The sequence below is a fragment of the Ewingella allii genome, from assembly GCF_044430645.1.
Lineage (GTDB): Bacteria > Pseudomonadota > Gammaproteobacteria > Enterobacterales > Enterobacteriaceae > Ewingella > Ewingella allii.
The window spans coordinates 316,602-332,744 of the sequence record NZ_JAWUDN010000003.1 but is presented as its reverse complement, the minus strand read 5'-3'; the positions used below and the strand labels follow the sequence as shown (position 1 = coordinate 332,744).

The 16,143-nt window shown below is 59.4% G+C and carries 9 protein-coding genes; 3 read left to right on the top strand and 6 right to left on the bottom strand.

The window, feature by feature from the left end; all coding sequences use genetic code 11:
- Positions 1–109: 109 nt before the first annotated feature.
- A complete protein-coding gene (locus tag SBO83_RS10340) occupies positions 110–862 on the top strand; it encodes a UTRA domain-containing protein (protein ID WP_396131444.1) in 753 nt (250 codons plus the stop codon).
- 51 nt (positions 863–913) lie between these two features.
- Here the strand turns inward: SBO83_RS10340 and SBO83_RS10335 are convergent, their stop codons facing one another.
- Together SBO83_RS10335 and SBO83_RS10330 are read right to left on the bottom strand one after the other, a co-directional pair.
- Positions 914–2,512: a PTS transporter subunit EIIC gene (locus SBO83_RS10335; RefSeq protein ID WP_396131443.1), complete on the bottom strand. Its 1,599-nt coding sequence runs from the start codon at positions 2,510–2,512 to the stop codon at positions 914–916.
- Positions 2,513–2,638: 126 nt separating this feature from the next.
- Complete coding sequence (locus tag SBO83_RS10330) at positions 2,639–3,436, bottom strand: alpha/beta fold hydrolase (RefSeq protein WP_396131442.1); 798 nt, start codon at positions 3,434–3,436, stop codon at positions 2,639–2,641.
- A gap of 220 nt (positions 3,437–3,656) precedes the next feature.
- Between SBO83_RS10330 and SBO83_RS10325 the strand changes: the two genes are divergently transcribed.
- Positions 3,657–5,567 carry an NAD(P)-binding protein gene (locus SBO83_RS10325; protein ID WP_396131441.1) on the top strand — a complete coding sequence of 637 codons (1,911 nt, stop codon included), beginning with the start codon at positions 3,657–3,659 and terminating at the stop codon, positions 5,565–5,567.
- Positions 5,564–6,742 (top strand): c-type cytochrome, encoded by a 1,179-nt coding sequence (locus SBO83_RS10320; RefSeq protein ID WP_396131440.1) that lies wholly within the window; start codon positions 5,564–5,566, stop codon positions 6,740–6,742. Before SBO83_RS10325 ends, SBO83_RS10320 begins: the two co-directional genes overlap by 4 nt.
- A gap of 63 nt (positions 6,743–6,805) precedes the next feature.
- Here SBO83_RS10320 and SBO83_RS10315 read toward each other — a convergent pair whose 3' ends face one another.
- The 4 genes from SBO83_RS10315 to SBO83_RS10300 are packed head-to-tail and all read right to left on the bottom strand — an operon-like array spanning position 6,806 to position 15,886.
- Complete coding sequence (locus SBO83_RS10315; protein ID WP_396131503.1) at positions 6,806–8,212, bottom strand: efflux transporter outer membrane subunit; 1,407 nt, start codon at positions 8,210–8,212, stop codon at positions 6,806–6,808.
- A gap of 25 nt (positions 8,213–8,237) precedes the next feature.
- Positions 8,238–11,366: an efflux RND transporter permease subunit gene (locus SBO83_RS10310; RefSeq protein WP_396131439.1), complete on the bottom strand. Its 3,129-nt coding sequence runs from the start codon at positions 11,364–11,366 to the stop codon at positions 8,238–8,240.
- On the bottom strand, positions 11,367–14,594 hold the full coding sequence (locus SBO83_RS10305) for an efflux RND transporter permease subunit (RefSeq protein WP_396131438.1): 3,228 nt from the start codon (positions 14,592–14,594) through the stop codon (positions 11,367–11,369).
- Complete coding sequence (locus tag SBO83_RS10300) at positions 14,591–15,886, bottom strand: MdtA/MuxA family multidrug efflux RND transporter periplasmic adaptor subunit (protein WP_396131437.1); 1,296 nt, start codon at positions 15,884–15,886, stop codon at positions 14,591–14,593. The genes SBO83_RS10305 and SBO83_RS10300 overlap by 4 nt, the downstream gene beginning before the upstream one ends.
- Between the last annotated feature and the right edge of the window lie 257 nt (positions 15,887–16,143).

Here is a 16,143-nt window from a genome sequence, read left to right as displayed (position 1 = left end):
CAGCGCGGGGAGAGGCAAGCCAAAACCCATCCTAGCGCACAATTCTCCGCCTCAAATTTGTTCAATTGTATACCCCGCTATACAATTAATTTTGACAACCGGAGGGCTGATGAAAATCGACAAAACCTCGTTCGTACCGCTTTATCTACAAATAGAACAGCAGCTTACTGAACGGATCAGCGTCGGAGAGATCAAACCTGGCGATCCGATCCCCACCGAAGCCGCGCTGTGTGACATTTATGGCGTCTCGCGCATGACCGCGCGCAAGGCGGTGGACTATCTGGTACGCCAAGGTCGGGTCGAACGTTTTCGCGGGCGCGGCACCTTTGTGGTGAAAAAGGCCCTGACCCGCAAAGTGAACCTGCCTCTCGACCGTCACCTGACCTCCAGCGAGCTGGCGGTTGAAATCAACGCGCCGATTGAAAACCGCGTGCTGGCTTTCGAGCGCGTCTCGGCCACGCCCGACATCGCCAACGCGCTGCAAGTGCCGGTCGGCACCGCCCTGCACTATATGGTGCGCCTGCGGCTGCTGGGGGAAGAGCCTTTTGTTTACGAGCAGTGCTGGCTGCTGGCCGACCTGTTCCCCGACCTCACGCCGCAGCATCTGCAAACCTCGAAATACGCCTATCTGCGCTCTAGAGGGTATGAACCCGCAGGCAGCAATAAGCAGATATCGGCAGAACTTCCCGCCAATGAAATCCGTCTGGCCCTGCACCTGTCGCGCGATGAGCCGGTGCTACACGCCCACGCCATCTCGGAATTCACCGACGGTACGCTGTTTGAAGTCTCAGACGTGTATTACAACCAGAAGCACTACAGCTTCAGCATTCGGGCCAGAGTCAAAGGCAAAGAGCAAAAATAAAGGCTGACCCCAGGGCCAGCCTTCTTACTTTTTACTCTTCTTCAACACGCATTAGCTAATACCGGAAAGCTCGGCTTTCACCAGATTCGCCACCTGCTCGACCTGCGGGCCGTAAATCACGTGCACGTCATTGTCAGTCACGCGCTTCACGCCCATCGCCCCGGTTCTCAGCAGCTTGTCATCTTGCACCTGCGACATGTCCTTCACCTTCACGCGCAGGCGGGTAAAGCAGCAATCCACCTGAGAGATATTGCCTTCGCCGCCCAGCCCCAGAATGATGTCTTTGGTCTTCTGGTTGCCTTCGGCGGGCTTGGCGCGCTCTTCGGCATCATTCTCATCTTCGCGCCCCGGCGTTTTGATCTGCATGCGTAAGATCACCCAGCGGAAGCTGAAGTAGTAGATCGGCGCGTAGATGATCCCGAGGATCAGCGGATACCACCAGTGGGTTTTCGCCCCGCCCAGCACGCCGAAGATCAGGAAGTCGATCGCCCCCCCCTGCACGTTGCCGATCATCACGTGGAACATCTGCATCAGCACAAAAGAGATCCCGGTCAGCACGGCGTGCAGCACGTAGAGCACCGGCGAAACAAAGATAAAGCAGAACTCCAGCGGCTCGGTGATCCCGGTGGTGAAGGAGGCCAGCGCCCCGGCCAGCATCAAGGCTTTCACCCGCCCTTTGTGCTCGGGCCGCGCGCAGTGATACATCGCCAGCGCCGCTGCGGGCAGGCCAAACATCATCACCGGGATTTTACCCTGCGCCAGGAAGCGCGTGGCCTGCTGGGTGACGGTATCGGTAATAGCGCCGGGGTTAGCCAGCGAGGCGTTGAAGATATTCAGCGCGCCGACGATGCTCTGATTGTCCACCGCCGTCACCCCGCCGATTGGCGTGAAACGCACGGTTTCGTTGATGATGTGATGCAAACCGGTGGGGATCAGTAAACGCTCAGAGGTGGCGTAAATAAAGGTGCCTATCTCGCCGGTGCGCCCGATTAACTCTCCCACCCACTGAATGCCTTCGGCCACCGTTGGCCAAACCAGCGACATCAGCACGCCGACAATTGGCAGCACCAGCACGGTAATAATCGGTACAAAGCGCCGACCGCCGAAGAAGGCGATGGCCGTCGGTAAGGTGATGGTGTAGAAGCGATTGTGTAGCCACATGGTGATCAAACCGACTAAGACCCCGCCCAGCACGCTCATGTTATAGGTGAAAATACCCAGCGTTTGGGTGAACTCGGCGGCGTAAATCATCGCCTCACTTTGCGACATGCCCTGCGCGGTAAGGTGCGCCACGCTGATGGTGTCTGGCGTAATATTCTGCGCCAGTAAGCTATAATTAACCCCAACGTGCAGCCCCACAAAGCCGATCACTGCAGAGAAAGCCGCCGTGGCTTTCTCTGCATTGGCCAGCCCCATTGCCGTCGCAACGGCAAAGAAAAGCGGCAGGTTGGCGAACAGCGCGCCGGAAACCTGACGAATAAAGCCGATCACCAGTTGTAAGGATTTTATCTCAGCGAACGCTTCGCCCGTTACCGCCGGGTTCTGCAATGCCGCCGCCAGACCCAGAAAAATACCGGCTGCCGCGATCACTGAGATCGGCGTCATCAGCGCTTTACCCAGATCGTGGATTTTGCTGCCTAGTTTGATCATCCGTTTCCCCTCAATAAGTTGGCGAAAAAAGAACCACCTATTGAGTAAAGACCATAATGTATAGTTGTATAGACATAATGACCGAGAGTATGAATGGGATCACAGTTTGGGGTATATCGTATGCCACTAGACTAAAGCTAAAACTCCGCGAATCCCTTGCAACACCTCCTCCGGATTTTCCAGCACCGCCAAATGCGTTTTGGCATTTTGCAGGCGTTTCACCTTAAAGAAATCATGCTCTGCCGCGAAACGCTGCTGGAGTGCGAGATACTCGTCGTCTCGGTCAAGGGAGTAGATGTGCAGGGATTTTGGCGGTTTTTTCAGCCCGGCGAGGCGCTGTAGCGGGGAGCCGTATTGGTGGTAGGCATCGGCGATCACCTGCCCGGCAAGGCGCCAGAGTTGAAAGCTGGATTCGGCCATATCGCGATACATATGCTGCGTCATCTTTGACGAAGTATCCCCCGCTAGCCAAAACTCAAACAGCGCGTCGCGCGCCTGCAGCCAACTGTGCTCTTGCTGCATTTGGCTGATTGACGCAAAAAAGCCCGGCGCGGGGTGGTTCATGATCCAGTCGAGAAAAACTACAGCAGGAGCGCGATCCTGCAAACGCTCCACCAGATCTACCGCCGCCCAGCTGGCGTGCGCCACGGACACCGGCACCACGCGTTTCAATTCCAGATGATCCACCAGCGCCAGCGCGTCTTCAACCAAGGCTTCGCCAGCAAAATCTTCGCCATCCGTGGTGGACAGGCCGTGTCCGCGCCAGTCGATACTGATGATGCGAAAGTGAGGAGCAGCCAACGTGGAGAACTCGGCAAAAACGGTTTTTGGCTGGCACCATCCCGGCATGAGCAGCAGCGCCGTCTCGCCAACACCGCTGTCCTGATAATCAATCACTGCATGGGGAGTCGTCAAAGTAGTCATATTTAGCATCCTGTTGCTGGAAATTCACCCGGCCACCATACCCTATCCTCACGCAATTAAACAAGCATTTACTTGTTTAATAAAGGGCGGCTGTACCACCAACTTCCTACAAAACATCTCCTTATGTTAAAATTGTTAAAAATATTACTACCCCATAAAAGCCCTACTTTTACCGCGTCACTCCAAGCGCGGGTTAATCAAGACTCTTTAAGGAAGCACTATGGCTATCTCTCGCCGCGATTTTCTCAACGGTGTGGCTATTACCGTCACTGCCGGCATGACGCCGTGGCAGGCGCTGCAGGCCTCGCCGCAAACCGCGACGCAAACGCTCTATTATCCGCCTTCGCTCACTGGGCTGCGCGGCAACCATCAGGGCTCTTATGAGGCGGCGCACCTGCTTGGGCGTGAAGGCAAAAAAGTCGATCCTTCCAGCCTGCCGATTGAGGGTGAATTTGATCTGGTGATTGTCGGCGCGGGCATCAGCGGGCTGGCGGCGGCGTGCTTCTGGCAGGAGCAGCATGGCAAGCAGCAACGTATCCTGCTGCTGGATAACCACGACGACTTTGGCGGTCACGCCAAGCGCAATGAATTTCACGTCGAAGATAAAACTATTCTCGGCTACGGCGGCAGTGAGTCTTTTCAGTCACCGCGCACCAATTTCAGCCCGGTGGCGATGGGCCTGCTGAAGACGCTGGATGTCGATATCGAGCGCATGGCGAAAGACTTCGACCAGACCTTCTATCCGGACCTGCACCTCAGCCGCGGCGTCTATTTCGACCGCAAAAACTTCGGCGTGGATAAAATCGTCAGTGGCGATCCGGGCCGCGCCGTGGCCGATGACATCCCGCCAGAGCGCCTCAACGGCCGCGACATCAGCGACTTTATCAGCGATTTCCCGCTGTCGGACGCCGACCGTAAGGCGCTGATTGCGCTACATACGGAGTCAAAAGATTATCTGGCAGGCATGAGCAAAGAGCAGAAAATCGAGTGGGTCGATAGCCACAGCTACACCCAGTTCCTGCGCGAAAAAGTGGGCTTGAGCGAAATCGCCATTCGCTACTTCCAGCAGCGGACCAACGATTTCCAGGCCGTGGGCATTGACGCCACCTCGTGCAGCGACGCGCGGATCTGCGCCCTGCCGGGTCTGGAAGGCATGGGCCTACCGCCGCTGGATGCCGAATCCCTCGCCGACCTCGACGAGCCTTACATCTTCCACTTCCCGGACGGCAACGCCGGTCTGGCGCGGCTGATGGTGCGCCATCTGATCCAGGAAGTGGCGCCGGGCAGCACCATGGACGACGTGGTGCTGGCGAAATTCGATTACAGCCAGCTCGACCGCGACGGCGCGCCGGTGCGCCTGCGCCTGAACAGCACCGGCATGCACGTTGAAAACATTGAGCATCAGGGCAAGCCTGCGGTGGAAGTGACCTACATGACCGGCAGCAAGCTGCATCGCGTGCGCGCCGGGCAGGCGGTGATGGCCGGTTACAACATGATGATCCCCTATCTGGTGCCGGAAATGGCGGAAGAGCAAAAGGCCGCGCTGAAGGAGAACGTCAAAGCGCCGCTGGTCTATTCCAAAGTGGTGATCCGCAACTGGCAGCCATTCATCAAGCTTGGCGTGCATGAGATTTACTCCCCCGCCGCGCCCTACAGCCGCGTCAAGCTCGACTACCCGGTCAATATGGGCGGCTATCAGCATCCGCGCGACCCGAACCAGCCGATTGGTCTGCATATGGTTTACGTGCCGACCCTGCCGGGCAGCGGCCTCAGCCCGCGCGAGCAGTCGCGCAAGGGACGGGCTTTATTGCTGGGCACCTCGTTTGACGCCCACGAGAAGATGATCCGCGAGCAGCTGCAAGGCATGTTTGGCGATGCCGGTTTTGACCATCAGCGCGACATCATGGCGATCACCGTCAATCGCTGGTCCCACGGCTACTCCTACTTCCTCAGCGGCATGTTTGATGATGAAGCCGAAGCGCAGAAAATCATTCAGCGCGCCCGCCAGCCGGTCGGCCGCATTACCATTGCCAACTCTGATGCAGACTGGAGCCCGTACGCCAACTCGGCCATCGATCAGGCGTGGCGCGCCGTCAACGAACTGACCGCCATGAAGAAGGTGAACGCATGAAAAAGTTGATGATGTTTACCGTGCTGATGGTGGCCAGCTCCTCGGCGCTGGCGATGTCCGAAGGGGAATATGTCGCCAAAGCTGCCGACTGCGCCGCCTGCCACACTGCGCCGCAGGGCCGCGACATGGCGGGCGGGCTGCGCTTTGCCACGCCGATTGGCGACATTTACTCCACCAATATCACGCCAGACAAAACCGCCGGAATCGGTAATTACAGCTTTGACGATTTCGACAAAGCCATGCGCCAAGGCATCGCCAAAGACGGCCACCCACTCTACCCGGCCATGCCTTATACGTCTTACGCCAAAATGAGCGACAGGGACATGCGGGCGCTCTACGCCTATCTGATGGATGAGGTGAAACCCCAGCCAGAAGCCAATCGCGAAAACCCCATCAGCTGGCCACTGTCAATGCGCTGGCCGCTGCGGGTGTGGAACTCGCTGTTCCTCTCCTCCGGCGAATTTAAGCCACGGGCCGATCAAAGCGAGGAGTGGAATCGCGGCGCGTACTTGGTGCAAGGTGCGGGGCACTGCGGTGCCTGCCATACGCCACGGGGCTGGGCGCAGCAGGAGAAAGCCGAGGATGAAAGCGACGCTAAATTCCTCAGCGGCGGCGAGCTGGACGGCTGGTACGCCCCTTCCCTGCGCGGCATAAAAGGCAGCCAGCAAGAGCTGGTTACCCTGCTGAAAACGGGCCGCAACACCCACGCGGCGGTCAGCGGGCCGATGGGCGAAGTGATCACCAACAGCACGCAGTTCATGACCGACGCCGACCTCAACAGCATGGCGGTTTATCTGCTGAGTCTGAAAGCGGAGCCAGCCGGGTCCCCGGCGAAACCGGCAACTGTCACCGCCAGCGGCCAGCAGACCTACGCGCGCTACTGCTCGACCTGTCACGGCACTCAGGGCGAAGGTCAGGACTTCAACATTCCGGCGCTGGCGGGCAATGTGACGGTCACCTCGCCAAATCCACAAACCCTGCTGCGGGTTATCCTGAGTGGCGGGCAGACGCCAGTTACCGCAGAGCATATGTCAAAAACCATGCCGGGATACGGCTGGGCGCTGAACGATCAGCAGGTGGCGGAGCTGACCAACACGCTGCGCGGCAACTGGGGAAATCAGGCCGAAGCTGTCACCGCCGAACAGGTGAAAGCGGCACGCGACGCCTCAAAATAGGCCCAAAACCAAAGCAAAAAGGCCAGCTCAGCGCTGGCCTTTTCTTTAGCTAAATCTAAAACTTTACTGACCTACATCGCCATTCCAGCCGCCGCCCAGCGCGGCAATCAGCTTAACGCTGGTGACCATCTGGGTGCTGAGCAGGGACAGGACGTTTTGCTGCTGGCTGAGGCTGGTGTTCTCAGTGGTGGCGACGTCGAGATAGTCGATCATCCCCGCCTGATATTGGTTGTAAGTCACCCGCGCCGACTCCTTGGCAGCGTCGGCGGCGCGCTGCTGGGCCAGCGTCTGGGCATCCAGCGTGCGCAGCTCGACCAGATAATCTTCCACTTCCTGCAACGCCCCTAACACGCTCTGGCGATAGGCGGCCACCTGCGCGTCATAGGCCGCCTCGGCCTGCGCTACGCGGCTGCTAGTCGCGCCGAAGTCGAGCACCGTCTGGCTCAGTTCCGGCCCCAACGACCAGACGCGGTTCGGCAGGGAGAACAGGTTGTGGAAGGCGTCACTGGCAAAACCGCCGCTGGCGCTGAGAGTCAGATCCGGGTAATAGGCCGCGGTCGCCACGCCCACCGCCGCGTTGGCCGAGGCCATGTTGCGCTCGGCAATGGCGATATCAGGGCGGCGCTGCAACAGCTGTGACGGCAGGCCCGGCGGGATCGCCGGCAGGGTGAATTTGATCTCCCGCGCGGTCAGGGTGAACTGCGCCGGCGGCTTGCCGATCAGCACCGCGATGGCGTGCTCCAGCTGAGCGCGCTGCCACTGGGCTTCCAGCGCCGAGGCGCGGGTGCTTTCCAGCTGAGTTTGCGCCTGAGCCAGCGTGGCGCGCGAGGTATTACCGCCTTCATACTGGTTCTGGATCACCGTCAGGTAGCGCTCGTAGGCGGCAATGCTGCGCTGATACAGCGCGATTTGTTCATCCATCACCCGCAGTTGGAAGTAGTCCTGCGCCAGCTCAGACTGGGCGCTCAGCGTGGCGTTCGCCAGCTCGGCCTTGCTGGCCTGCGCGCTGGCCCGGTCCTGCTCCACGGTGCGACGCAGTTTGCCCCACAGGTCGAGCTCCCAGCTGGCGCTAAGCTTGGCCGACTGCTGCTTGGTCACCGCCTGCGCCGTGCCGCTGCGCGTGCTGTCGCCGGTGGCGCTAATCGTCGGGAACAGCCCGGCGCGCGCCTCGGAAACCAGCGCCTGCGCCTGGCGATATTGCGCGGCGTACTGGGCTACGTTTTGGTTGGAAATCTGTACCTGACTCAGCAAAGACGACAGCTCAGGGTCCTGATACACCGCCCACCAGTCGCCCTTGGTTTGGGTATCCTTCGGGATGGCCGCCGTCCAGCCCTTAGCCTCTTTAAACTCCAAAGAGAGAGGGGCCGAAGGCCGCTGATAGTCAGGCCCGACGGTACAACCCACCAGCAGCAATGCCAACGCCAGCGGGGCGAGACGGAAAACGGCGGAGCCGGAATTACGCAATGTCATCAAAGTCGTTTCGCTTTTCAATGAATTAGTCATGTGAACCTGCCGGTGGCGATGGCTCATGGTGCGGGCGCAGGCGATGCCATAAACGGCGCGTCGCCCGGCTCGAACGGTCCATATAGAGATAGACCACCGGCGTGGTGAACAGGGTCAAAATCTGGCTCAGGGCCAGACCACCGGCGATCGCCAAGCCTAGCGGACTACGCAGGTCGGCGTCGCCGCCGCTGCCCAGCGCCAGAGGCAAGGCACCAAAGAAGGCCGCCAGCGTGGTCATCAAGATCGGGCGAAAACGCATCAGGCAGGCCTGGGTGATCGCCTGCTGCGGCGTCAGCCCGAGGCGGCGCTCGGCGTCGAGCGCGAAGTCGATCATCATGATCGCATTCTTCTTCACAATCCCAATCAGCAGCAAGATGCCGATCAGCGCGATCACCGTCAGCTGGGTATTGGTCAGCAGCATCAGCAGCAGCGCCCCCAGCCCGGCGGAGGGCAGCGTGGACAGAATGGTCAGCGGGTGAATGTAACTCTCATAGAGCATGCCGAGCACGATATACACCGCCGCCAGCGCCGCCAGAATCAGCCACGGCATCATGCTCACCGACGAGTCAAAAGCCTGCGCCGTGCCGGCAAATCCGGCCTGAACCGTGTCCGGCAGGCCGATTTTCGCCATGGTGGTTTTAATCAGCTGTTGGGCATCCCCCAGCGCCACGCCGTCGGACAAGTTAAAGGCCAGCGTGGTGGTTGCCGACTGCCCCTGATGCGCCACCGACAGCGGCGCGTTGGCTCCGCTAAAGGTGGTGAAGGCCGACAGCGGCACCTGCTCGCCACTGTCCGTGACCACGTAAAGCTGGTTTAGCACGTCAGGATTGCTGGTGTAGTCGTCGGTCAGATTCATCACCACGTGGTACTGGTTCAGCGTCTTGTAGATGGTGGCGATCTGCCGCTGGCTGAAGGCGTTATTGAGCAGCGTGTCGATCATCTTGATGTTAACCCCCAGCCGCGTGGCCTTGTCGCGGTCAATGTTCAACATCACTTCCTGCCCGCCGGTTTGCGAGTCAGAATCCACGCCGGTCAGCTGCGGCAGCTTCTCCAGCGCGGCTTTGACCTTCGGCCCCCACTCGCGCAGCAGCGAAAGGTCATCGGCTTGCAGGCTGTACTGGTATTGCGCGTTAGCACTGCGCGCGCCGACTCGCAGATCCTGCGCGGCTTGCATAAACAGCTGCGCCCCGGCCAGTTTGCTGGTTTTCGCCATCAGCCGGTTGGCCACTTGGCTGGCGGTGGCGGTACGGTCTTTAATGTCTTTCAGGCGAACGAAGAACAGCGCGGTGTTGCGCGAACCAAAGCCGCCGCTGCCCGCCGAACTCATCACCGCGTCCACCGCCGGATCGTCTTGAATGATCTTGCTGTACTCCAGCAGTTTCGGCTGAATGGTCTGGAATGAGGTGTTTTGATCCGCGCGCATCATGCCCATCAGCATGCCGGTATCCTGCTCGGGGAAGAAGCCCTTCTCCACCACGGTGTACAGGTAGAAGTTAAGCATAATAGTCAGCAGCAGGCCGAACATAGTGATCAACTGGTGGCGCATCACCCAGCCGAGTGCCGCCGCATAGCCCGCCAGCAGGCGATTAAGCCAGCGCTCGATCAGGCGATAAATGCGCGGCTGGCGCTTTTCCACCGCCGGTTTACGCCGCAGAAAACGGGCGCACAGCATCGGGGTCAGGCTCAGAGAAACCAGCATCGAAATCACCAGCGACACGGTGAGCGTGACGGCGAACTCGCGGAACAGCCGCCCGAGGATGCCGCCCATCAGCAGCAGCGGGATAAACACCGCCACCAGCGAAAGGGTCATCGACAGCACGGTAAAGCTCACTTCCTGCGCGCCTTTGATTGCCGCGCGCACTGGCCCCAGCCCCTCTTCGATATGCCGGGTAATGTTCTCCAGCACCACAATGGCGTCATCCACCACAAAGCCGGTGGCGATGATCAGCGCCATCAGCGACAGGTTATCCAGACTGTAGCCCAGCAGGTACATCACCGAGCAGGTGCCAATCAAGGAGACGGGCAGCGCCAGCGCCGGGATGATCACCGCCTGCAGGTTGCGCAGGAAGACGAACACCACGGCGATCACCAGCACCGTGGCTTCCAGCAGGGTTACCTCAGTGGCGCGCAGCGAGCCAGAAATGGTGCCGGAACGGTCCAGCGCGATGTGCAGCTCGACGTCGCCCGGCAGGTTCTCTTCCATTTGCGGCAACGCATTTTTAATTGCCTGAATGGTTTCCAGCATGTTGGCCCCGGCCTGCCTCGTCACGCCCAGCATCACCGACGGCGTGCTGTTGTAGTAGCCTACGTTGTATTTATCTTCAACCGAATCATAGACATTGGCGACGTCGCTCAGGCGAATGGCCGCGCCCTTGATATAAGTCACAATCAGGGTTTTGTACTGCGCCGCCGTGCTCTGCTGGCCGTTACTTTCAATCATCCACGACTGGTTCGAGCCTTGCAGCACGCCCTTCGGCAAGTTAGTGGTGCTGTTAGCGATGGCGGCGCGAATGGTGTCGAGGGAAATGCCGTAATGGCTGATCGCCTCCGGGCGCAGGTCAATACGCACGCCGGGCAGCGCCGAGCCGACAATCGAAACCTGCCCCACGCCGTTCACCTGCGCGATTTTTTGCTGCAACTGGCTGGAGGCAATGTCGTACAGCTCGCCCTTGCTGCGCGTGGCCGAAGTCAGAGAGAGCATGATGATCGGCGCGTCGGACGGGTTGGCTTTGCGGTAGGTCGGCAGCGACGGCATGCTGCTCGGCAGTAGCGCCCGCGAGGCGTTAATCGCCGCCTGCACGTCGCGCGCCGCGCCGTTGATTTCACGGTCGAGGTCGAACTGCAGCACCACGCTGGTGGTGCCCTGCGAGCTGCTGGAGGTCATCTCAGTGACGCCCGCAATCTGTCCCAGCGCGCGCTCCAGCGGCGTCGCCACCGTAGCCGCCATGGTTTCCGGACTGGCTCCCGGCAGGCTGGCGCTCACCAGAATCACCGGCAGGTCCAACTGCGGCAGCGGAGCCACCGGCAAAAGACGATAGCCCAGCAGTCCGAGCAGCAGCACCGCGCTGGTTAGCAGCAGCGTGGTGACGGGCCGGAAGATGAAAAAGCGCGAGATATTCATCTATTCGCCAGCCTGCTGTTGGTTCAGCTTAGCGGCGCGTTTGCGCTTCAGGCGCGGGTTCCAGCGGGTCGCCAGACGGTCAAACATCAGGTAAATCACCGGCGTGGAGAACAGGGTCAGTACCTGACTGAAAATCAGCCCGCCGACAATCACCAAGCCCAGCGGCTGGCGCAGTTCAGCACCCGATCCACTGGCGAGCATCAGCGGCAGTGCGCCGAGCAGCGCCGCCATGGTGGTCATCAAGATTGGGCGGAATCGCAGCAAACAGGCCTGATGAATGGCTTCGCGCGGCGACATGCCGTGCTTGGTTTCGGCCTCCAGCGCAAAGTCGATCATCATAATGGCGTTCTTTTTCACGATACCAATCAGCAAAATAACGCCAATTAGTGCGATCAGGCTGAACTCGGTATCGGCAAACAGCAGCGAAAGCAGCGCCCCCACCGCCGCCGACGGCAACGTCGACAGAATGGTCACTGGGTGAATAAAGCTTTCATACAGAATACCCAGCACCACGTACATAGTCAGCAGCGCGGCGAGGATCAGCCACAGGGTGTTGCCGGTGGCGCTTTCAAACGAGGCAGCGGCCCCCTGATAGCGCAACGTGATGCTGTCCGGCACCTTCAGCTCGGCCATGCTCTGCTGGACGGCGGCCTGCGCCTGCTCCAGCGAATAACCGTCTTTGACGTTGAAGGAAACGGTCACCGTCGGGAACTGGTTCAACCGCGCCTGCAACAGCGCGCCGGTGCGCATATGGATTTTGGCAATCGAGGTCAGCTTGACCATGCCCGTCGCCGAGCTGGTGGAAGTGCCGGTGTCGGACGTCGAGGTGGTCGAGCCCGAGGCACTGGTGGTGGTCGTGCTGTTGGCATCGGTGGAAGCCGACGAGGACGAGTTAGTGTTGCTGGTCGCCAGATAGATGTCGTCGAACGACGCCGGAGACTGCTGATACTGCGGCGCAACTTCCAGCACCACGCGGTACTGGTTCGACTGGGTAAAGATGGTGGACACCAGACGCTGGCCGAAGGCGTTATACAGCGCGGTATCGACATCCGACGCGGTAATGCCAAAACGCGCCGCGGCGTCGCGGTCCAGCTCGACATAGGCCACCTGCCCCTGATTTTGCAGGTTGCTGACCACGTCGCTGAATTCCGGCAGTTGGCTGAGTTTTTCGGTCAGCTTCGGCGTCCAGGTCACCAGATTTTCACTGTCGGCATCGTCGAGGGTGAACTGGTACTGGCTTGGCGTGACCTGATCGTCCACGGTTAAATCCTGCGACGCCTGCATGTAGAGCGAAATACCCGGCACCGAGGCGGTTTCTTGCTTCAGGCGGGCAATAATCGCCGGAGCGCGCTCGTCACGCTGGTCAAAAGATTTTAGGTTAATTTGCAGGCGGCCGCTGTTCAGGCTGGTGTTATTGCCGTCCACACCTATGGTGGAAGAGACGCTGTCCACCGCCGGATCTTGCAAAATAGCCGCCGTCAGCATCTGCTGGCGCCGGCCCATTTCGCCGAAAGAGACATCCTGCGACGCCTGAGTGATGCCTTGGATCATGCCGGTATCTTGCGATGGGAAGAAGCCCTTCGGCACCATCACATAGAGCAGCGCGGTGAATACCAGAGTCGCCGCCGCCACCAGCAGAGTGATGCGCTGATGATTCAGCACCACGATCAGCAGACGGTCATAACCGGCAATCAGTCGGTCGAAAATTTGGCCGCCTTTGCGGTAGAACCGGCTCTGTTTCTCTTCGGGAATGTGGCGCAGCAAATAGGCGCAGAGCATTGGCGTGAGGGTCAAGGAGACCACCATCGACACCAATATCGACACCGCCAGCGTGATAGCAAATTCGCGGAACAGCCGCCCAACCACGTCCCCCATAAACAGCAGCGGGATCAGCACCGCGATCAGTGAGAAGGTCAAAGAGATAATGGTGAAGCCGATTTGCGCCGAGCCTTTGAGCGCCGCCTGCATCGGCGTTTCGCCCTCCTCCAGCCGCCGCGTAATGTTTTCCACCACCACGATGGCGTCATCAATAACAAATCCGGTGGCGACGGTCAGCGCCATCAGCGACAGGTTGTTGAGGCTGAAACCGCACAGGTACATCACGCCAAAGGTACCAATCAGCGACAGCGGCACCGCGACGCTCGGGATAAGCGTCGCCGCCACGTTGCGCAGGAACAGGAAAGTGACCATCACCACCAGCGCGATGGAGAGCATCAGCTCGAACTGCACGTCGCTGATGGAGGCGCGAATGGTCTGGGTTCGGTCGGACAAAATGGTGACTTTGACCGAGTCTGGCAGCGCGGCCTGAAGAGTCGGTAACTGGCGCTTGATGCCGTCCACCACCGCAATCACGTTGGCCCCCGGCTGGCGTTGAACGCTGATGATAATCGCTGGCTGCTTGTTGGCCCAGGCCGATAAATACTGGTTTTCCGGCGCTTCGGAGAGCGTGGCGATGTCGCGCAGGCGCAGCGCCGCACCGTTTTGGTAGGTGACAATCAGGTTGCCGTACTCCGCCGCGGTGCGCAGCTGGTCGTTGGCGTCAATGGTGATGGAGTGGTGCTTGCCGTCGAAACCGCCCTTCGAGCCGTTAACATTACTGTTGCCAATCAGCGTGTTGATGTCTTCCAGCGTCAGATTGTGGGCCGCCAGCGCGCGCGGATTGACCTGCACGCGAATTGCCGGTTGATTGCCGCCGGCCAGCGTCACCATGCCGACGCCGGAAATCTGCGACAGCTTCAGTGCGACGCGGGTGTTCACCAGATCCTGCACTTTGGTCAGCGGCAGCGACTCAGAGGTGACTGCCATGGTCAGCACCGCACTATCAGCCGGGTTAACCTTTTTGTAGGTTGGCGGGTTCGGCAAGTCCTTTGGCAGCAGGTTGTCCGCCGCGTTGATCGCCGCCTGCACTTCCTGCTCGGCGACGTCGAGAGAGAGGTCTAGCGAGAACTTCAGGGTGATAATCGACGAGCCGCTGGCGCTGGTGGAATACATCTGGCTCAGCCCGGCCATCTGCCCAAGCTGTCGCTCGAGCGGCGCGGTAATGCCCGACGCCATGACGTCCGGACTGGCGCCCGGGTAGAGCGTGGTCACCTGAATGGTCGGGTAATCCACCTGCGGCAAGGCCGAGGTAGACAGCATGTTGTAGGCGAAAATGCCCGACAGCATCACCGCCACCATCAGCAGGATGGTAGCGACCGGCCTTTGGATAAAGAGGCGTGATGGATTCATTTCGACCCGCTGTCTTTGCCGGTGGTGGCCTTATCAACGCCGCCTTGTTCAGCGCGCTGTTTCGAGCTTCCGGCCTTGCTGGCGGTGGCTTCATCCTCGGCGCTGGCGGTCACCACCTGCACCTTGCTGCCATTATTCAGGTGGTCAATGCCGGTCGTCACTACCTGCTCACCCAGCTGAATGCCGGACAGAATCGCCACTTTGTCGTCGCCAAAGGCCGGGCCTGCTTTCACTTCGCGGCGCTCGACGGAGTTGTCGGCTTTCACCACATAGACGAAGTCGCCGTTGCCACTGAGCTGCAAGGCCGCCGCCGGAATCACCGTGGCTTTTTCCAGCGTGCCAACTTGCAGACGCGCGTTTACAAACTGATTCGGATAGAGCTTTTCATCCTGATTGTCGAACAGGGCTTTTAGCTTGATGCTGCCAGTGCTGGTGTCGATTTCATTGCTGATGAACTGTAACTTGCCCTGCCCGAGCACTTCGCTGCCGTCTTGGTCAAAGGCGGTGGTCGGCAACTGTTGCCCGCCACGCAGGGCTTTGAGCAGGGTTTGCAGATTGCTTTGCGGCACGCTAAAGGTGACGGCAATCGGCTGAGTTTGGGTGATGGTGACGATGCCCGTGGTGCTGCCGCTGGTGACCATATTGCCCGGATCGACCAGACGCAGGCCGACGTGGCCGCTAACCGGGGCGGTGATTTTGGCAAATTCGAGGTTCAACTTGGCGGCGGCGATCTGCGCCTGATCGGCCTTCACCGCACCGGCGTACTGGCCTGCGGTCGCCATCTGGCTCTCTAAATCTTGTCGGGCTAAGGAGTCTTGCGCGTAGAGTTTCTTATAGCGCGCCAGGGTCAGTTCGGCGCTTTTCGCCAGCGCCTGATTCTGGGCTAAGTCGCCCTGATACTGCTCCAGCGTCGCCTGATAACTGCGCGGGTCAATCTGCGCCAACAGCTGCCCCTGCTCCACTTTCTGTCCTTCGGTGAAGTAGACCTTCATCAGCTGGCCGTCCACCCGGCTGGTGACGGTCACCGTGGCATTGGCGACCACGGTCCCCAGCGCGCGCAGATAAACCGGCACGTCGGCCTGTTCCGCTTTCCCCGCCTGCACTGGCGTTTGCATCCCCGCCATGGCCGCACCGCGCATACCGCCACGGCCCTGCCCGGCATGCTTTTCTGGCGCGCTCGAACTGCTGTGATGGAAGGCAAAATACCAAACCAGAATAGCCGCGATAATTACCGCGATGACTAACCACAATCTATTGCGGTTCTTAGGACGAGAAGAGGTATTTGGCAGCATAAAATTATTGGCTTCGCACTAATTATGAGAAGAAAGCAGCTGAAAACGATCCTTCAACCAGAGAGTTCCGTTACCCGGCATTTATTATCCCGAAAAATACCTGCGGCGGTTTTAGGACTACGCAAAGATTGCGTTAACAATTAAGAAAGTATATTTCGGGTGAATGGGTGGAATTCTAACATTGAATTGAGCGTAAGTGAGAAAGATTACCAACCAATGACACCATTTTGTGACACTAAAATAGCTTGTCGTAGTGT

Bases quoted from the DNA above. Each gene is read 5' to 3' on its own strand.
- SBO83_RS10340 (WP_396131444.1), top strand. From the start codon at position 110: ATGAAAATCGACAAAACCTCGTTCGTACCGCTTTATCTACAAATAGAA.
- SBO83_RS10335 (WP_396131443.1), bottom strand. From the start codon at position 2,512: ATGATCAAACTAGGCAGCAAAATCCACGATCTGGGTAAAGCGCTGATG.
- SBO83_RS10330 (WP_396131442.1), bottom strand. From the start codon at position 3,436: ATGACTACTTTGACGACTCCCCATGCAGTGATTGATTATCAGGACAGC.
- SBO83_RS10325 (WP_396131441.1), top strand. From the start codon at position 3,657: ATGGCTATCTCTCGCCGCGATTTTCTCAACGGTGTGGCTATTACCGTC.
- SBO83_RS10320 (WP_396131440.1), top strand. From the start codon at position 5,564: ATGAAAAAGTTGATGATGTTTACCGTGCTGATGGTGGCCAGCTCCTCG.
- SBO83_RS10315 (WP_396131503.1), bottom strand. From the start codon at position 8,212: ATGACATTGCGTAATTCCGGCTCCGCCGTTTTCCGTCTCGCCCCGCTG.
- SBO83_RS10310 (WP_396131439.1), bottom strand. From the start codon at position 11,366: ATGAATATCTCGCGCTTTTTCATCTTCCGGCCCGTCACCACGCTGCTG.
- SBO83_RS10305 (WP_396131438.1), bottom strand. From the start codon at position 14,594: ATGAATCCATCACGCCTCTTTATCCAAAGGCCGGTCGCTACCATCCTG.
- SBO83_RS10300 (WP_396131437.1), bottom strand. From the start codon at position 15,886: ATGCTGCCAAATACCTCTTCTCGTCCTAAGAACCGCAATAGATTGTGG.